The sequence below is a fragment of the Nonomuraea sp. NPDC003707 genome (genome assembly GCF_053587055.1).
Map to the genome: position 1 here is coordinate 27,329 of NZ_JBSFNK010000020.1, position 14,432 is coordinate 41,760.

Below are 14,432 nucleotides of genomic sequence, written 5' to 3' on the forward strand. Positions count from 1 at the left end.
CCCTTTACACGGAAGGTTGTCTCATGTCCTATTTGATCGCCGTCGTGGCCCTCATCGGCGCTTTGTGCCTCGTGGGTCTGGTGCTGACCCTCGGCGTGATCCGGCGGCTTCGGGAGCACACCAAGCTGCTGGACGGACTGTATGAAGCCGTCGACCTGATGGGCGGCCCTTCCGGGCCGGGCGCGGGGCCGGCCGTCGGCGACGTCGCCGGTGATTTTGAGGCGACGACGGTGGACGGGAGCCCTCTCACCCGGGATCTCCTGCCGGACGGGACGGTCGTCGCGTTCTTGTCGCCCGATTGCCGCGGCTGCCATGAGAAGCTTCCCGGCTTCGCCTCGTGGGCCGCGGACCAGGACCGCTCGCGGGTGCTCGCGGTGGTCGACAACCGATCGGGTGACCCCGCGGAGATGGTCAGCGCTCTGAAGCCCGTGGCACAGGTGATCGTGGACAGCGCTGTGAGCAACGCGTTCGGCGTGCACTCGTTCCCGACGTTCCTCCAGGTGACCGCGGGCGGCAGGCTGCTCGCGGTGGCGCCCGAGATCTCCCGGCTGCCGGCCGGGTCGCCTGCGTGAGCGAGCCGGCGCCGACGTCGCGGGGGCTGGCCAGGAGCGCGGCACGCGCCGCCGCGATGGTGTGGCGGTCGGCGCCCGTCCACGTCCTTGCCTACCTGGCGGTCACGCTGGTGGGCTCGGCCACCCCGATCGCCGTGGCCTGGCTGACCAAGGCCGTGCTGGACGGGGTGGCGCTACGGCAGACCGACACGCTGCTCGCCCTGGCGGCGGCCGTCGCCGCCGTCACCACGGTCGCCGCCGTGGCGGCGCACGCGGGACATTACCTGCGTGCCGAGGTGGATCGCAGGACGGCGCTGCACGCGAAGGACGAGCTGTTCGCGGCGGTCTCCGGCTTCACCGGTCTGGCCAGGTTCGAGAGCCCGGCATTCCTTGACCGGCTGCGGCTGGCCCAGCAGAGCGCGAGCAACCCCGGCAGGCTGGTGGACACCGCGCTCACCACCGCTCGCAGCGCGGTGACGGTCGCCGGCTTCGTCGCGTCCCTGGCACTCGTCAACTCCGCCTTCACCATCCTGGTCGTGCTGTCGGCCCTGCCGGCGCTGCTCATCGAGCTGCGGATGTCGCGGCAACGGAACACGATGTTGTGGCGGATCGGGCCGGCCGAGCGTCGCGAAGGGTTCTACGCGCACCTGATGTCCACCGCGGACGCCGCCAAGGAGATCCGCCTGTTCGACCTCGGCGCCTTCTTGCGGCTTCGCATGCTGGCCGAGCTGCGCACCGCGAACGCCGAACGCCGCCGGATGGATCGGCGGGAGCTCCGCATCCACGCGAGTCTGTCAGGCGCCTCGGCGATCGTGGCCGGAGCGGGCCTCATCTGGGCGATCCTGGCGGCGGGACAGGGACGGCTCAGCGTCGGCGACGTGGCGATGTTCGTGGCGGCGGTCGCCGGCGTGCAGGCGGCGCTGGACAGCATGGTGTCGGCCGGCGTGATGGCGTACGAGCACCTGCTGACCCTTCATCACCACGTCGCGATCGTGACCGCCGAGTCCGATCTGCCGGCGCCGGGCGCTCACCCGTCGCTGCCGCCCCTGCGCCGGGGCATCGAGCTGCGCGACGTCTGGTTCCGCTACAGCCCGGACCATCCGTGGATCCTGCGCGGCGTCAACCTGTTCATCCCGAACGGGTGCACGGTCGCGCTGGTCGGGCGCAACGGCGCCGGCAAGAGCACGTTGGTCAAGCTCCTGTGCCGCTTCTACGACCCGACGCGCGGGGCGGTCCTGTGGGACGGCGTGGACATCCGCGACGTGCCGCCGGAGACGCTGCGTGCCCGGATCGGCGCCGTCTTCCAGGACTTCGTGTCATACGAGCTGACCGCGACCGACAACATCGCCGTGGGCGACCTCGCCGCCGCCCAGGACCCGGCGCGGATCGAGCAGGCGGCGCGGGACGCCGGGATCCACGACGTGGTCGCGGCCCTGCCGCGCGGCTACCGCACGCTGCTGAGCCGTGGATTCCCCCAGGACCCGGACGACGAGCAGGACGACGCCGACTCCGGAGTGCTGCTCTCCGGCGGGCAGTGGCAGCGGCTGGCGCTGGCCAGGGCGTTCCTGCGCCGCGACCGGGACCTGATGATCCTCGACGAGCCCAGCGCCGGCCTGGACCCCGAGGCCGAGTACGAGGTGCACGGCCGGCTCGCCACGCTGAGGTCGGGGCGGACCAGCGTGGTCATCACCCATCGGCTCGGCGCGATCCGCACGGCCGACCGGATCGTGGTGCTGACCGACGGCGTCGTCACGGAGCAGGGCACGCATGCCGCCCTGCTGGCCGAGGGCGGCACGTACGCCGAGTTGTTCGCCCGGCAGGCGACCGGCTACCGGGACGACGTGGAGCTGTCGCGGTGACCGGCGCGATCGTCGTGCTGGCGGCCGTCGGCGTCGTTCTCGCCGTTCTCCGGGTGCGCCGGCGATACCTGGTGGTGACCGTCCAGGGGGAGAGCATGCTGCCGGCGTACCGGCCGGGTGAGCGCGTCCTCGTCCGGCGGACGCCACCGGGAGCGCTGCGCCCCGGGCAGGTCGTCGTGCTGAGCGGCTTCGCCCACGCCCGGCCGGGCGAGCGCCCGCGGGAACCGCACCAGCAGCTGGGCGCGGGCCCGGGCTGGATCATCAAGCGCGTCGCGGCCGTCCCGGGTGACCCGATCCCCCGCGACACCGTCCCCGCGCTGCGGACCGAGCCGGGCACGCGGGTGCCGGCCGGACGCCTGGTGGTGCTGGGCGACAATCCGGACCACTCGCTCGACTCCCGGCAGTCCGGCTACCTGGCGGCGGATCGCCTGTTCGGCGTGGTGCTGCGCAAGATCGCTCAGCCGATGTCGGCGCCCTCGCGGTAGCCGCTGGCCTGGGTGGCGAACAGGTGGGCGTACCGGCCGCCCAGCGCGATCAGCTCGTCGTGGGTACCCTGCTCGACGATCCGGCCGTCACCGAGCACCACGATCAGGTCGGCGTCGCGGACCGCTCCGAGCCGGTGCGAGACCAGCAGGCTGGTGTTGTCCGCGCGGTGTTCGCGCAGCCGGCGGTGCACCTCGTACTCGGCCTGCGCGTCCAGGCCTGAGCTGGGCTCGTCGAGGATGAGCAGGTCGCGGCGCTCGCGCACCAGCGCGCGGGCCAGGGCCAGGCGCTGCCACTGGCCCCCGGAGAGCGCCACGCCCGCCTGCGGGTCGTCGTCGTCCTCGGGGCCGAAGAAGACGCGGCTCAGCATGGTGTCGTAGCCCCGGGGCAGCGCCTGGACGGTTTCGTGCGCGCCCGCCAGCTCGGCCGCGGTCCGGAGCCTGGCGCGGTCGGACATCGCCTCGACCTCGCCCACGCCGATGTTCTCCGCCGCGGTCAGGTCGTAGCTCATGTAGTCCTGGAAGAGCACGCCCATCCTGGCGCGCAGCTCGGCGGGTGGCACGTCGCGGATGTCGATGCCGTCCCAGAGGATCGCGCCGCGGGACGGGTCGTAGAAGCGGCACAGGAGCTTGATCAGCGTGCTCTTGCCGGCCCCGTTGAGCCCCACCAGCGCGACGGAGGCGCCGTGGGGGATCGTCAGGTCCACCCCGCGCAGCACCCAGGGATGGCTCTCGTCGTACCGGAACCACACGTCGTGCAGCTCGATGCCGCGGCGCAGCGCGGGCAGCGGCTCCGGTTCGCCGGGCGTGGGCAGGTCGCCGGGCAGCGACATGACCCGTTCGTGGTGGGCGAACAGGAGCAGCGCCTGGCGGGCGTTCGCGGCGTTGTCCACGGTGGCGGTCAGCGCGGCCTGCGTGCCCGCCACGGCGGCGGCGAACGCGGTCACGTCGCCGAGGGTGAGCCGGCCGTCCAGGGCGGAGTACACCGCCCAGAGCAGCCCGGCGCCGCTGACCGCGGCGGAGAGCGCCGCGAGCGCCGACTGCGTGAGCGCCTCCCGCCGGTCCAGCCGCCGCTCCCCCGACTGCAGGACGGCCAGCTCGCCGAGCACCCGCCGCTTGAGGAAGTCGCCGAGCCCGAAGAGCCGGACCTCCTTGGCGGCCTCCACGTCGGTGATCAGGGAGGAGTAGAAGATCTGCCGCCGGGCCGCGGCGGACTGCCCGGCGATCATCTTGATCCGCCGCTTCTCCAGGGACATCCTCGCCGCGAGGACGGGCAGCGCCGCGAGCGCCACCAGGCCCGCCATGAGCGGGCTCAGCACGGCGAGGGCGACGAGAAGCCCGGTCAGGGCGATGACGTTGCGCCCGAGGTCGAACAGGCCCGAGGTGATCGGCCCCATCGCGTTGCCCGTCGCCTGCGCGGCCATGCGCAGCTCGTCGAGGAACACCGGATTCTCGAACCGCGACAGGCCGTGGAACGTGTTCACCCGCGTGTACAGGCGATCCTGCAGCAGCAGGTCCAGCCGTCGATCCGTCTCGCCCCGCAGATAGCCGGTCAGCTGCGGCAGCACCCCGGCGACCAGCCCCAGCACGACGAGGCTCGCGACCGGGGCGAGCACGCGTTCCGGCCGGCCCGTCGCCAGCCCGTCGACGAGCGTCTTGGTCGCCCACACGGTGGCCGAGGGCAGCAGTCCGGCCAGGACGGTGGCGACCAGCTGGCACACCGTAAGCACCGGCCCGGCCCGCCAGCACAGCAGCGCCAGGGTGGCGGCGCGACGGGTCACTTCGCCGGTGCCATGGCGGCGAGGTCGGTCAGCTCCGTGTCCGCGGCCACGACCCTGCCGTCCTGGTCGGTCCGCAGGAACGTGGGGAACGCGTGGATGTCGAGAGCCTGCACGATGCGCAGCGCGTCCTCGCCCGTGACGACGCTCGCCACGCCGCCCACCACCTCGACCAGGTCCGCGGTCTCCTCGACGGCGCCGGAGATGACCGCCAGGGCGCTCTGCCCCTTGGCCTCCGCGGCGAACTGCGGCGCGCGCTCGTGGCAGGTGTCGCAGCCGACGTCGAAGAAGCCCACGAGCCGCGGCCCCGCCACGTCCTGCGGCAGCGTGCGCCCGACCAGCACGCGGGGATCGTACGGCATGAGCGTCGACGTGCCCGCGAGGCGTTCCAGCTCGGCGGTGTGCTCGCGCAGCCGGCGCAGCACGCCCAAGGTGAGCACCAGGTCCAGCAGGCACAGCAGGCCGACCAGCACGACGGCGACGATCAGGAAAGGCATCGGACAACCCCTCTTCAGGCGGTGAACAGCTCCAACAGGTCGTCGAGGCGCACCACGAGCAGAGCGCCCACGGCGGCGGCGACGAGAGCGAGCGCGACACCGGCCGGATGCGCCACCGCGCGCCGGACGCCGCCAGGACGAGATTGCGGATCACGTGTGGCCGGCCGAGCGGCGTGACGGACGCGCCGAACGTGTCCGGGGACCGGCGGCGGAGGAGGCCGCCGCCGGTCCGCGCGTTCTACCTAGCCGCCGCAGACCCTGAAGGCGTAGCAGGACCCGCAGCGGGTCGTGCCGCCGGCGGTCGTGCAGATCTTCCTGAAGTCGGAACGCTCCCTGCAGTAGCAGTGCACGTACCACTCCGCGGCCGCCTTGGCGGACGCCTTCGGGACGAGCCTGTCGAGAATCCTGTCGCCGAGCTTGCCCAAGACAGAAGTCATGTTCGCTCCTTGTATAGCGATGCGGTCAGGCCGAAACGCTATTTGGGGGACATACAGCGACCGATACAGCCGCGCTACACCTGGGCGGTGAGCAGCCTTTCCAGCACCGGGTTAAGACGCATCGACGGATCCGCGAACAGTTCCTCGGCCCGCCGGGCGTCCCCCGCGGCACGCGGGTCGCCCGACGCCGTCCTGGCCCTGGCGAGCTGGCGGGTGCAGGCGGCGTAGCCGTACGCGTCGCCGATCTGGGCGGCCAGCTCCAGGGCCCTGAGCAGGTCGCGCTCGGCCGCGGCGAGGGCACCCTGCCGCAGCCGGATCTCGGACCTGCTGAGCAGCACCTCCCACTCGTCCTCCCGGTTGCCGGTCTCCTCGCAGCGGGCCAGCGCCTCGTCCATCGCGGCCAGCGCCTCGTCCCGCCGGTCGAGCAGGCAGTAGGCGCGGCCGAGCGCCGCCAGCGTGATGCTCTCGCCGTTCAGGTCGCGATCGGCCCGGCGGACGGTCAGGCACCGTTCGAAGCGGTCCACCGCCTCGGCGTCCCTGCCCAGCTGGAGCAGGAGCTCGCCCAGGCTGTGGCCGACCAGCCCGACGCGCCTGGACCCGTGCGTCTTGAGCAGCCGCAGGCTCGCGCTGATGCGGCCGAGGGCCGCGTTGAGGTCGCCGGTCTGCATGTGCAGCCAGCCGAGGTTGTGCAGCGCCATCCCTTCCTCCTCGCGGTTGCCCAGGTCGCGCCAGAGCCCGAGCGCGCGCCGCATATGGTCGCCGGCCGCCTCCCCCTGGCCGGCCCGCCACTCCAGCAGCCCCAGGGTCGCGAGCGTGGACGCCTCCGCGCCGCGGTCGCCGTCGCGCCGCGCCACCTCGATGGCGAGCCGTGCGATGGTCTCCAGCTCCCGCCAGTAGCCGCCCTTCATCACCGTGGCCTTGACCAGGGTCATCAGCTCGATGGCGAAGCGCGCCGTTTCCGGCTCCCCGCGCGCGGCCTGGACGGCGGCCGCGACCAGGCAGTGCAGCTCCGTGTCGAGCCACCGCACGGCCGCGGCGGGGTCACGCAGCACCAGGCCGGGATCGCGCCGGCGCTCCCGGGTCCCGCCGCCGGCTCCCAGGTGCGACTGCAGCAGGTCGCGCAGCTGGTGGCAGAGGTCGAGGTACCAGTCCAGGGCCCGCCGTACGGCCAGGGCCAGGTCTTCCGGCGAGTCGTGGGAGGCGGCCAGCTCCCCCGCGAAGAGCCGTAGCAGGTCGTGCGTGCGGAACCGGCTCTCGCCGACCGGCTCGATCAGGCGCGCCTCGACCAGCTCGTCGAGCACGGTCTCGGCGGTCTTCAGTTCGACGTCGGCCAGCGCGGCGACGAGCTCGACGCCCACCTCCGGCACCTCCAGCACGCCGAACAGGCGGAAGACGGTCCTCGCGGCGCTCGTCAGGGTCGCGTAGCCGACCTCGAAGCAGGAGCGGACGCGCAGGTCGGCCGCCTGCAGCTCGTCCAGCCGCCGCCGCTGGTTGCTCAGGCGCTCGTTGAAGCCCGCGAGCGACCAGTCCGGCCGCCCCGCGAGTCGGGCGCCGGCGATGCGCAGCGCCAGCGGATGGTGGCAGCACCAGCTCGCGATCTCGGCCGCCGCCTCCTTCTCGGCGGCCACGCGCGCCTGACCGGCCAGCAGCGCCAGCATCCGTACCGACTGCTCCTCGTCGAACATGTTCACGGCGATCGGTACGGCGTCCAGCGTCGTCAGGGCCGACCGGCTGGTGACCAGCGCCGCGCAGCCACCGCCCGCCGGCAGCAAGGGAGCCACCTGGGCGGCGCCGACGGCGTTGTCGAGGACGACCAGGACGCGCCGGTCGGCCAGCACCGACTGGTAGAGGGCGGCCGCCTCCGCCGGCGCCGCGGGCACCTCGCCCGGAGGCACCCCCAGCGCGCGCAGGAAGCGGCCGAGCACCTCGTCGGGGCGCAACGGCGACAGGCTCGGTGTCGATCCCTGGAGGTCGGCGTAGAGGTGGCCGTCGGGGTACCGGTCGGCCACGCCGTACGCCGCCTTCATGGCGAGCGTCGACTTGCCGATCCCGCCGGGGCCGTGCAGCGCCAGCACGGGCGGCCCCGCGCCGGCGCCCAGCACGGCGTGGATCCGGGCGAGCTCGGCAGAGCGGCCCACGAACACGCTCGGCGCGCGCGGCAGCTGGCGCGGCCGGGGCCTCCCGTCGTCGGCGGGGGCCTCCTCCTCCGACAGCAGGGCCGGGTCCCTGCGCAGGATCAGCTGATGCAGTCTGCGCAGGTCAGGGCCAGGATCGATGCCCAGCTCGTCGGCGAGGACCTTCCTGGCGGCCCCGAACGCGTCCAGCGCGCCCACCACGTCGCCGCTCTGGTACAGGGCCACCATGAGCTGGCCGTGCAGCCGCTCGCGCAGCGGGTACTGCCCGATCACCTCGCGCAGCCGCTTGGCCGCCGTCGCGTGCCTGCCGAGGGCGAGCTGGATGTCCGCGTGCTCCTCCACCACGCTCAGGTAGTGGTCGGTGAGCCGCGCGACCACCTCCCGCAGTGTCGGCCCCAGAGGCACGTCCTCGGCCGCCATCCCCTGCCACAGCGCGAGGGCCCGGGTGTAGGAGTCCAGGGCGGTGCTGAGATCGCGCCTGCCCAGCGCCTGGCGGGCGTGCGCGGACAGCGCCTCGAACTGGAAGAGGTCGAACTCCTCGGGCTCGACCCGCAACAGGTAACCGGCGTCCGAGGTCACCAGCCGCTCCACGGCCGGGTCGGCCGCGGGGGGCATGAGCTTGCGCAGCTGCATGAGGTACGTACGCAGGTTCGCCACCGCGGAGCGGGGCGGCTGGTCGTCCCAGACCTCCGCCACCAGTGACCGGATCGGTACGACGTGGCCCGCCCGGGCGAGCAGCATGGCGAGGACGGTCCGCTGCTTGGGCGCCGTGATCATCGCCCATCCCGCCGGCGGGTCGTCGCCCTCGATCCGCAGCGGTCCGAGCATCCGGAACTTCACGTCCCGCCGCCTACAGGGCAGACCCGCCCAGCCGGCGCAGCGCTACCCCGAGCAGGCGATCGGCCGGGAAGAAACCGCGCTGCCGCGAGTCGACGCTGCGGGGGTTGTCGCCGTAGACCACCAGCGCACCCGCGGGCACGCGCTCCGCGGCGCCGTCCACGTCCGGCGGCACCGGGTCACCCGGCAGGGCGACGGCGCGCTTGATGTTCCAGCGCGTGCCGTCCATCCCCACTCGTGGGTCGGACGGAGGTTCCAGCACCACGACATCGCCCCTGGCCACCTGGCCGATCCGGCGCCGCCGGACCAGCACCCGGTCGCCGTCGTGCAGGGTCGGAGCCATGCTCGTCCCCTCGACGGTGACCACCACGTAGCGCCGGCGGGCCACCAAGGCGCCGGCCGCCGCCGCGAGCACACCGGCGAGCAATCCCATGCTGATCAGCTTCATCCGCTTTTCCACCGCCGCCCCAGGGAAATATTGATCTTTATCCGGCTGAGGATCGCCGTTGGCTCCGCACCCTGTCAACCGCTGGGAAGGCGGCGCGCAGGCCGGATCCGTTGACGACGAACCCGACCGCGGCGATGGGGAGGGCACATACCGCCTGCGTCATGGCGAACCACATCGGGCAGATGCCTGGGATCATGTCGACGGCGACGATCGCGACCGGCATGACGATCGAGATGACGCGTACACGCAGATAGGCCCACCGGGCTCCCCGTGCGGCGAGGACCGTCAGCCAGTAGGTCACCGCGGCGCTCGCGAGCACCCCCGCCGACCGGCCCCACATGAACGAGGTCACCGTCTGACCGCCGATCGCGAGGACGGCGACCGTGGCGAGCACGGCGGCGCTGAGCGCGCCGTAGGCGGCGATGAGGATCTTGACCTTGCCGAAGGATTCCATGTCTGTTTCATCCCTTGTGTTGTCTGGAGTGGTGATCACGCTAGGGAGGGCATGGATGGGGGCGGTATGGGGCTGGACGTACGGTTGGGTGGGTCCAGACCCACTTCAGGGCCGATCCGGCGGGGAGCGGCTCCGGCGCGGTGCACAGTGAAGACACCAAGCCGTGGTCGTGAAGTGAGAAGGAAGAATCATGCGACAGTGGGTGTCGGGCGCCTGCGTGGGGTTCGTGCGTGCCTGCGTGGTGGTGGCCGTCACCATGCCGGTCCCGGCCGTGTGGGCCGCCGCCGTGGCGCTGTGGATCTGGTGGTGGGGCGGGGACCCGTGGTCGGGGACAGTGCCGTTCGTGTGGGCGTGCATCGGCACGCTCGCCCTGGCGCGCCCGGTGAGCCGGATGGTCCGCGCCGTCGTCGCGAAGTGGACGGGCACCGTCATCCCCGCCGGAGATCGGCAGGCCGCGCCGGTGACGCAGCTGTCCACCGGATATTGGTGGAACGGCTTCAGCTACGAGCGCACCAAACGCGACGCCCTCATGGACCAGAAGTGGCGGACCCGGTGGAGAGATCCCGGCTTCTGGCGCGACCTGCAGTTCACGGCGATCGCGCCGCTCACCGCGGGCGTGGTCGCCGCCGTCCCGCCGGCCGGAGCCGTGGCGGCGGTCCTCGGGTTCAGCCGGTCGTCGCTCCTCGTCGGGGTGCTCGGCCTGGCCGTGGCGGTCGCCGCCGCCCCGTACGCCTGGCGGCCCGTCGTACCGGTGGCCGTCCGCTTCCTGCGCCCGTCGCCCGCGATGACGCTGGCGGACCGGGTCGATGAGCTGACGGCCCAGCGCGCGGACACCACGGTCGCGCAGGCCGCCGAGATCCGCCGGATCGAGCGGGACCTGCACGACGGAGCGCAGGCGCGCCTGGTCGCGCTCGGGCTCTCGCTGGCGACCGCGGAGAAACTCATGGAGACCGACCCCGACCAGGCCAGGACGCTGCTGCGGGACGCGCGGGTGGGCGCCGCCACCTCCCTGAACGAACTGCGCGAGCTGGTCAGGGGCATCAGCCCGCCGGTGCTGAACGAGCGCGGGCTCGTCGACGCCGTCCGCGCTCTCGCCCTGGACAGCCCGCTCGACGTGGCCGTGAGCGCCGGCGTTCAGCTGCGCCTGGACCCGCCGATCGAGTCCGCCGTGTACTTCGGAGTCGCCGAACTGCTGACCAACGCCGTCAAGCACGCCCACGCGACCCGGGCGCGGATCTCGATCACCCGCGACGAGACCGGCATCGCCGTCGACGTCGAGGACGACGGCCGGGGCGGGGCGAGTGTGAGCGCCGGGGGCGGACTCGCGGGGCTGCGCCGGCGCCTGGCGGTCTTCGACGGCACCGTGGAGATCACCAGTCCGGCGGGCGGTCCGACGCGTGTGAGGATGGTCGTGCCATGCGAATCGTTGTAGCCGAAGACCTCTACCTCCTGCGCGACGGGATGGTCCGCCTGCTCCAGGCGTACGGGCACGAGGTGGTGGCGACGGCGACCACCGGGCCCGAGACGCTCGACGCGCTGCTGAGGTGGCGGGCCGATGTCTCCGTCGTCGACGTCCGCATGCCGCCGACCCAGTCCGACGAGGGCCTGCGGGCGGCCCTCGCCGCCCGCGGCGAAGTGCCGGGGCTGCCGGTCCTGATCCTTTCGCAGCACGTCGAGCAGTTGTACGCCCGCGAACTCCTGGCCGACGGCGCCGGCGGCATCGGCTATTTCCTCAAGGAGAGCGTGTTCGACGCCGATCAGTTCATCGACGCCCTCGAACGCGTCGCAGCCGGCGGGACCGCCATGGACCCGGCGGTCATCGCCAAATTGTTGTCCAGCGGGTCCTCGGACCGACGACTCGGACAGCTCACCGAACGCGAATACTCCGTGCTCGGCCTCATGGCCGAGGGATTGTCCAATCAGGCCATCGGCCGGCGGCTCTTTCTCAGTGAGAGCGCTGTCAGCAAGTACACGACCTCCATGTTCGGCAAACTCGGCATCATTGATGACGACAACAACAACCGGCGTGTCCTCGCCGTACTCACGTACCTGAACAAGCCCTGACGCCTTAGGCGAGCGCGTCAGCCTCGTCGAGCAGCGCGGACAGTCGTGGGTAACGGCGGCGCATCTCCTCGGCATCGCTGAAGTCCCACATTTCCCCGAGCCTCGGATACTCCCCGGTGACCTCAGGGAGTTCTTGGCCGGTGACGCGCTCGTAAGCCTTGCCGGGGGCGTACATGAAGGCCTCGCATTCGCACTCGTCCGAATCGTCGAGGATGCTCCTGCGGGCGGGCTGGCAATCCGCCAGGGAATCCGGATCGTCGAGTGCGGCCTCGTAGGTCCGACGTCCCTGGCCGACCAGCCAGCAGCGGAAGTATTCGAAGCCGTCGTCGGAGCAGCCGCCGTTGATGAGGTACGCGGCTCCCCACAGGTCGAGGCGATGCGCTGCGAGGCGGAGGTCGGTGAGGTGCTGGTCGAACGCGACGATCTCCGGCGGCGACAATCGGCCGAGCCTTGCGACAAGTGCGTCGCAGTCGTCGTCGGGGCCTGCCGGCGGAGGGCATTGCGCGAGGATCGCCCAGAAGTCGTCACGCGTCATGATCGGCATTCTGAACGCCGAGCCGCAATGCCGTCCACCGCACAAGGCGGCTGCTGCCGTATTCGTGATCGACGGCCCCGATACTGATTCCCGGAAAAGGCACGGAGGCTCAGGAGGAATCACGTGGAAGCCAAAGGCCCTACGGCCGAGATCATGATCGCTGAGGCGCGCAAGGCATTATGGGTGATGGTCGGAGCGCTGGCCGTCATCTGGACGATCCAGATCGCCAACTGGGCATCGGGCTACACGCTGAGTTACGAGTACGGGATCCAGGCGTGGAACCCCGCGAGCCTGCCCGACATCGTGTCGGCGCCGTTCCTGCACTGGAGTTGGGCGCATATCGAGGGGAACTCGGGGCCGTTGTTCATCTTCGGCTTCCTGTCCGCTTATCGGGGCGTGCGCAAGTTCCTCAGCGTGACAGGGCTCATCATCCTGGTCAGCGGTCTCGGCGCCTGGTTCACCGCCAGCCCCGACGCCACCGGGGCGGGCGCGAGCGGTGTCGTCTTCGGCTACTTCGGCTACATCCTGGTGCGCGGCGCGTTCGACCGGCATCTCATCGACATCGTGGTGGGCGTGGTCATGGCCCTGTGCTTCGCCTACCAGTTCGCCGGCCTGCTGCCCCAGGAGGGGATCGGCTGGCAGGCTCACCTGTTCGGCTTTGCCGGCGGCCTGGCGGGCGGCTGGATATTCCGCGAACGCGGCCGGTCCCGGCGCACGCCGTCCGCCCCACCGCAGCAGAGCCCTCGGAGCGCGCTGCTGAAGGAGCTGGACGATCTCGGGCTTTAGCAGCTCCTATCCTGGGTCGATGAACGTGGAGTTCAGCAGTGAGATGTGGTTCTGGAGGGGGCCGGCGCCCTGGCACTTCATCACCGTTCCGGACGAGGAGTGCCGCGATCTGGAGACGACCGCCGGCGCGGTGAGCTATGGCTGGGGCATGATCCCGGTCACGGCCCAGATACGGGAGACCCGGTGGAAGACGTCGCTGTTCCCGAAGGACGGGCGCTACATCGTGCCGGTGAAGGCGGGGGTGCGCAAGGCCGAAGGGCTCGACGTGGGGGACGTGGTGACCGTTCGCCTGACCGTTGACCTCTGACACATCCGGGCGTCGGCGGGCTACTATTGCGAAATAGTCGCAATAGCGAAGGATGTGCAGATGATCCGACGGTCGCTGTTCCTGCACGCGCCGATCCGGCGTACGCCACGAGTGATGCTGGAGCAGATGCTGGCGCTCGTGGACGACGACACCCCGCCGGACGGCCCTGACGGCCCCGTAGCGGTGCTGGAGCGGCGGCTGGCCGAGCTCCTCGGCAAGGAAAGCGCCCTGTTCTTCCCCAGCGGGACGATGGCCCAGCAGGTCGCGTTGCGCCTGCACGCCGACAGGCGCGGGCGCCGCACCTTCGCCGCGCACCCGCAATCGCATCTCGACGTCTGGGAGGAGCAGGGTTACAACGCCGTCCACGGCCTGCGGATGCGCCGCACCGGCGACCCGCACGAGCTGATGACCACCGACGATCTGCGGGCGACGGGCGAGCCGCTCGCGGCGGTCGTCTGGGAGTTGCCGCAGCGCGACCTCGGCGGCCTGCTTCCGGAATGGCAGGACCTGTGCGAGCAGGTCGCCCTCGTACGGGCCACCGGCGCCGCCGCGCACCTGGACGGCGCCCGGTTGTGGGAGGCCCAGACGTACTATCGCCGGCCGTTCGACGAGATCGCCGCCCTCTTCGACACGGTCTACGTCTCGCTCTACAAGAGCCTGCAGGGCGTACGGGGCGCCGTGCTCGCCGCCGACACCGCCACGGTGGACGCGGCCCGGGTGTGGCGCCAGCGGCTCGGCGGCGGCATCCGAGACGCCTGGCCGCTCGCCCTGGCCGCCCTCGTCGGCCTCGACACCCTGGCCGCACGTATGCCCGCCTACCGCGAGCACGCGGTCGCCATCGCGGCGGCCGTCAACGCCGACGGCGCCGCCCACGCCCACCCCGATCCCCCGCAGACGCCGCTGTTCCACATCCACCTGCCGGCTCCCAGGCGCGCCGTCGAGCGGGCCGGCGAGGAGATCCTCGCCGAACGCGGCATCCAGCTCTGGGGACGGGTCCGCTCCGCGCCCGGCCCGAGCCGATGCAGCTTCGAGATCAGCGTCGGCGACAACGCCATGGAGTTCACCCCCGGCGAGGTGGTCGCCCTCATCCGCGACGTGCTCGCCCGCGCCACCTCGTGATCCTGGGCGTGTGGCGGGCGGGGATCGGCGGTGATGCGGATGTAACCGGCGGCGGTCGGCTGCTGTGACATCCGCGTAACGCCTGTTTCTTACGTTTTGCGCGTTGGATCTGCCCGGTGCGGCTGCGGCGCGCCCACGGAGAG

The 14,432-nt window shown here is 71.9% G+C and carries 15 protein-coding genes; 8 read left to right on the forward strand and 7 right to left on the reverse strand.

Annotated features, from left to right (window positions below):
• Nucleotides 1–23: 23 nt before the first annotated feature.
• The 3 genes from ACWDRB_RS39780 to ACWDRB_RS39790 are packed head-to-tail and all read left to right on the forward strand — an operon-like array spanning nt 24 to nt 2,895.
• A complete protein-coding gene (locus tag ACWDRB_RS39780; protein WP_449902708.1) occupies nt 24–572 on the forward strand; it encodes a TlpA family protein disulfide reductase in 549 nt (182 codons plus the stop codon).
• Nucleotides 569–2,410, forward strand: coding sequence for an ABC transporter ATP-binding protein (locus ACWDRB_RS39785; RefSeq protein ID WP_449902710.1), 1,842 nt, complete (start codon nt 569–571; stop codon nt 2,408–2,410). Before ACWDRB_RS39780 ends, ACWDRB_RS39785 begins: the two co-directional genes overlap by 4 nt.
• Nucleotides 2,407–2,895: a S26 family signal peptidase gene (locus ACWDRB_RS39790; RefSeq protein WP_449902712.1), complete on the forward strand. Its 489-nt coding sequence runs from the start codon at nt 2,407–2,409 to the stop codon at nt 2,893–2,895. The genes ACWDRB_RS39785 and ACWDRB_RS39790 overlap by 4 nt, the downstream gene beginning before the upstream one ends.
• On the opposite strand, the gene ACWDRB_RS39795 is transcribed toward ACWDRB_RS39790, so the two are convergent.
• The 6 genes from ACWDRB_RS39795 to ACWDRB_RS39820 form a co-directional block, all read right to left on the reverse strand.
• Nucleotides 2,868–4,673, reverse strand: coding sequence for an ABC transporter ATP-binding protein (locus ACWDRB_RS39795; protein ID WP_449902714.1), 1,806 nt, complete (start codon nt 4,671–4,673; stop codon nt 2,868–2,870). The genes ACWDRB_RS39790 and ACWDRB_RS39795 overlap by 28 nt on opposite strands.
• A complete protein-coding gene (locus ACWDRB_RS39800; protein WP_350733690.1) occupies nt 4,670–5,167 on the reverse strand; it encodes a hypothetical protein in 498 nt (165 codons plus the stop codon). Before ACWDRB_RS39800 ends, ACWDRB_RS39795 begins: the two co-directional genes overlap by 4 nt.
• 242 nt (nt 5,168–5,409) lie before the next feature.
• Nucleotides 5,410–5,604, reverse strand: a complete 195-nt coding sequence (locus ACWDRB_RS39805) for a hypothetical protein (protein ID WP_192789616.1) — start codon at nt 5,602–5,604, stop codon at nt 5,410–5,412.
• A gap of 74 nt (nt 5,605–5,678) precedes the next feature.
• Nucleotides 5,679–8,579, reverse strand: a complete 2,901-nt coding sequence (locus ACWDRB_RS39810) for a BTAD domain-containing putative transcriptional regulator (RefSeq protein WP_449902717.1) — start codon at nt 8,577–8,579, stop codon at nt 5,679–5,681.
• A gap of 10 nt (nt 8,580–8,589) precedes the next feature.
• Entirely contained in the window at nt 8,590–9,024 is a 435-nt protein-coding gene (gene lepB, locus ACWDRB_RS39815; protein WP_355206899.1) for a signal peptidase I, read from the reverse strand.
• A 37-nt stretch (nt 9,025–9,061) separates the two neighbouring features.
• Nucleotides 9,062–9,478 carry a hypothetical protein gene (locus tag ACWDRB_RS39820; protein ID WP_449902719.1) on the reverse strand — a complete coding sequence of 139 codons (417 nt, stop codon included), beginning with the start codon at nt 9,476–9,478 and terminating at the stop codon, nt 9,062–9,064.
• Between the two features lie 190 nt (nt 9,479–9,668).
• Between ACWDRB_RS39820 and ACWDRB_RS39825 the strand changes: the two genes are divergently transcribed.
• Together ACWDRB_RS39825 and ACWDRB_RS39830 are read left to right on the forward strand one after the other, a co-directional pair.
• Entirely contained in the window at nt 9,669–10,910 is a 1,242-nt protein-coding gene (locus ACWDRB_RS39825; protein WP_449902721.1) for a sensor histidine kinase, read from the forward strand.
• Nucleotides 10,895–11,542: a response regulator transcription factor gene (locus tag ACWDRB_RS39830; protein ID WP_449902723.1), complete on the forward strand. Its 648-nt coding sequence runs from the start codon at nt 10,895–10,897 to the stop codon at nt 11,540–11,542. Before ACWDRB_RS39825 ends, ACWDRB_RS39830 begins: the two co-directional genes overlap by 16 nt.
• A gap of 4 nt (nt 11,543–11,546) precedes the next feature.
• Here the strand turns inward: ACWDRB_RS39830 and ACWDRB_RS39835 are convergent, their stop codons facing one another.
• A complete protein-coding gene (locus ACWDRB_RS39835) occupies nt 11,547–12,077 on the reverse strand; it encodes a DUF4240 domain-containing protein (RefSeq protein WP_449902725.1) in 531 nt (176 codons plus the stop codon).
• 123 nt (nt 12,078–12,200) lie between these two features.
• Between ACWDRB_RS39835 and ACWDRB_RS39840 the strand changes: the two genes are divergently transcribed.
• The 3 genes from ACWDRB_RS39840 to ACWDRB_RS39850 are packed head-to-tail and all read left to right on the forward strand — an operon-like array spanning nt 12,201 to nt 14,289.
• Nucleotides 12,201–12,863 carry a rhomboid family intramembrane serine protease gene (locus ACWDRB_RS39840; protein WP_350733677.1) on the forward strand — a complete coding sequence of 221 codons (663 nt, stop codon included), beginning with the start codon at nt 12,201–12,203 and terminating at the stop codon, nt 12,861–12,863.
• A gap of 19 nt (nt 12,864–12,882) precedes the next feature.
• Nucleotides 12,883–13,170: a DUF1905 domain-containing protein gene (locus ACWDRB_RS39845; protein ID WP_350733675.1), complete on the forward strand. Its 288-nt coding sequence runs from the start codon at nt 12,883–12,885 to the stop codon at nt 13,168–13,170.
• A 60-nt stretch (nt 13,171–13,230) separates the two neighbouring features.
• Entirely contained in the window at nt 13,231–14,289 is a 1,059-nt protein-coding gene (locus ACWDRB_RS39850) for a threonine aldolase family protein (protein WP_449902728.1), read from the forward strand.
• Nucleotides 14,290–14,432: the final 143 nt, after the last annotated feature.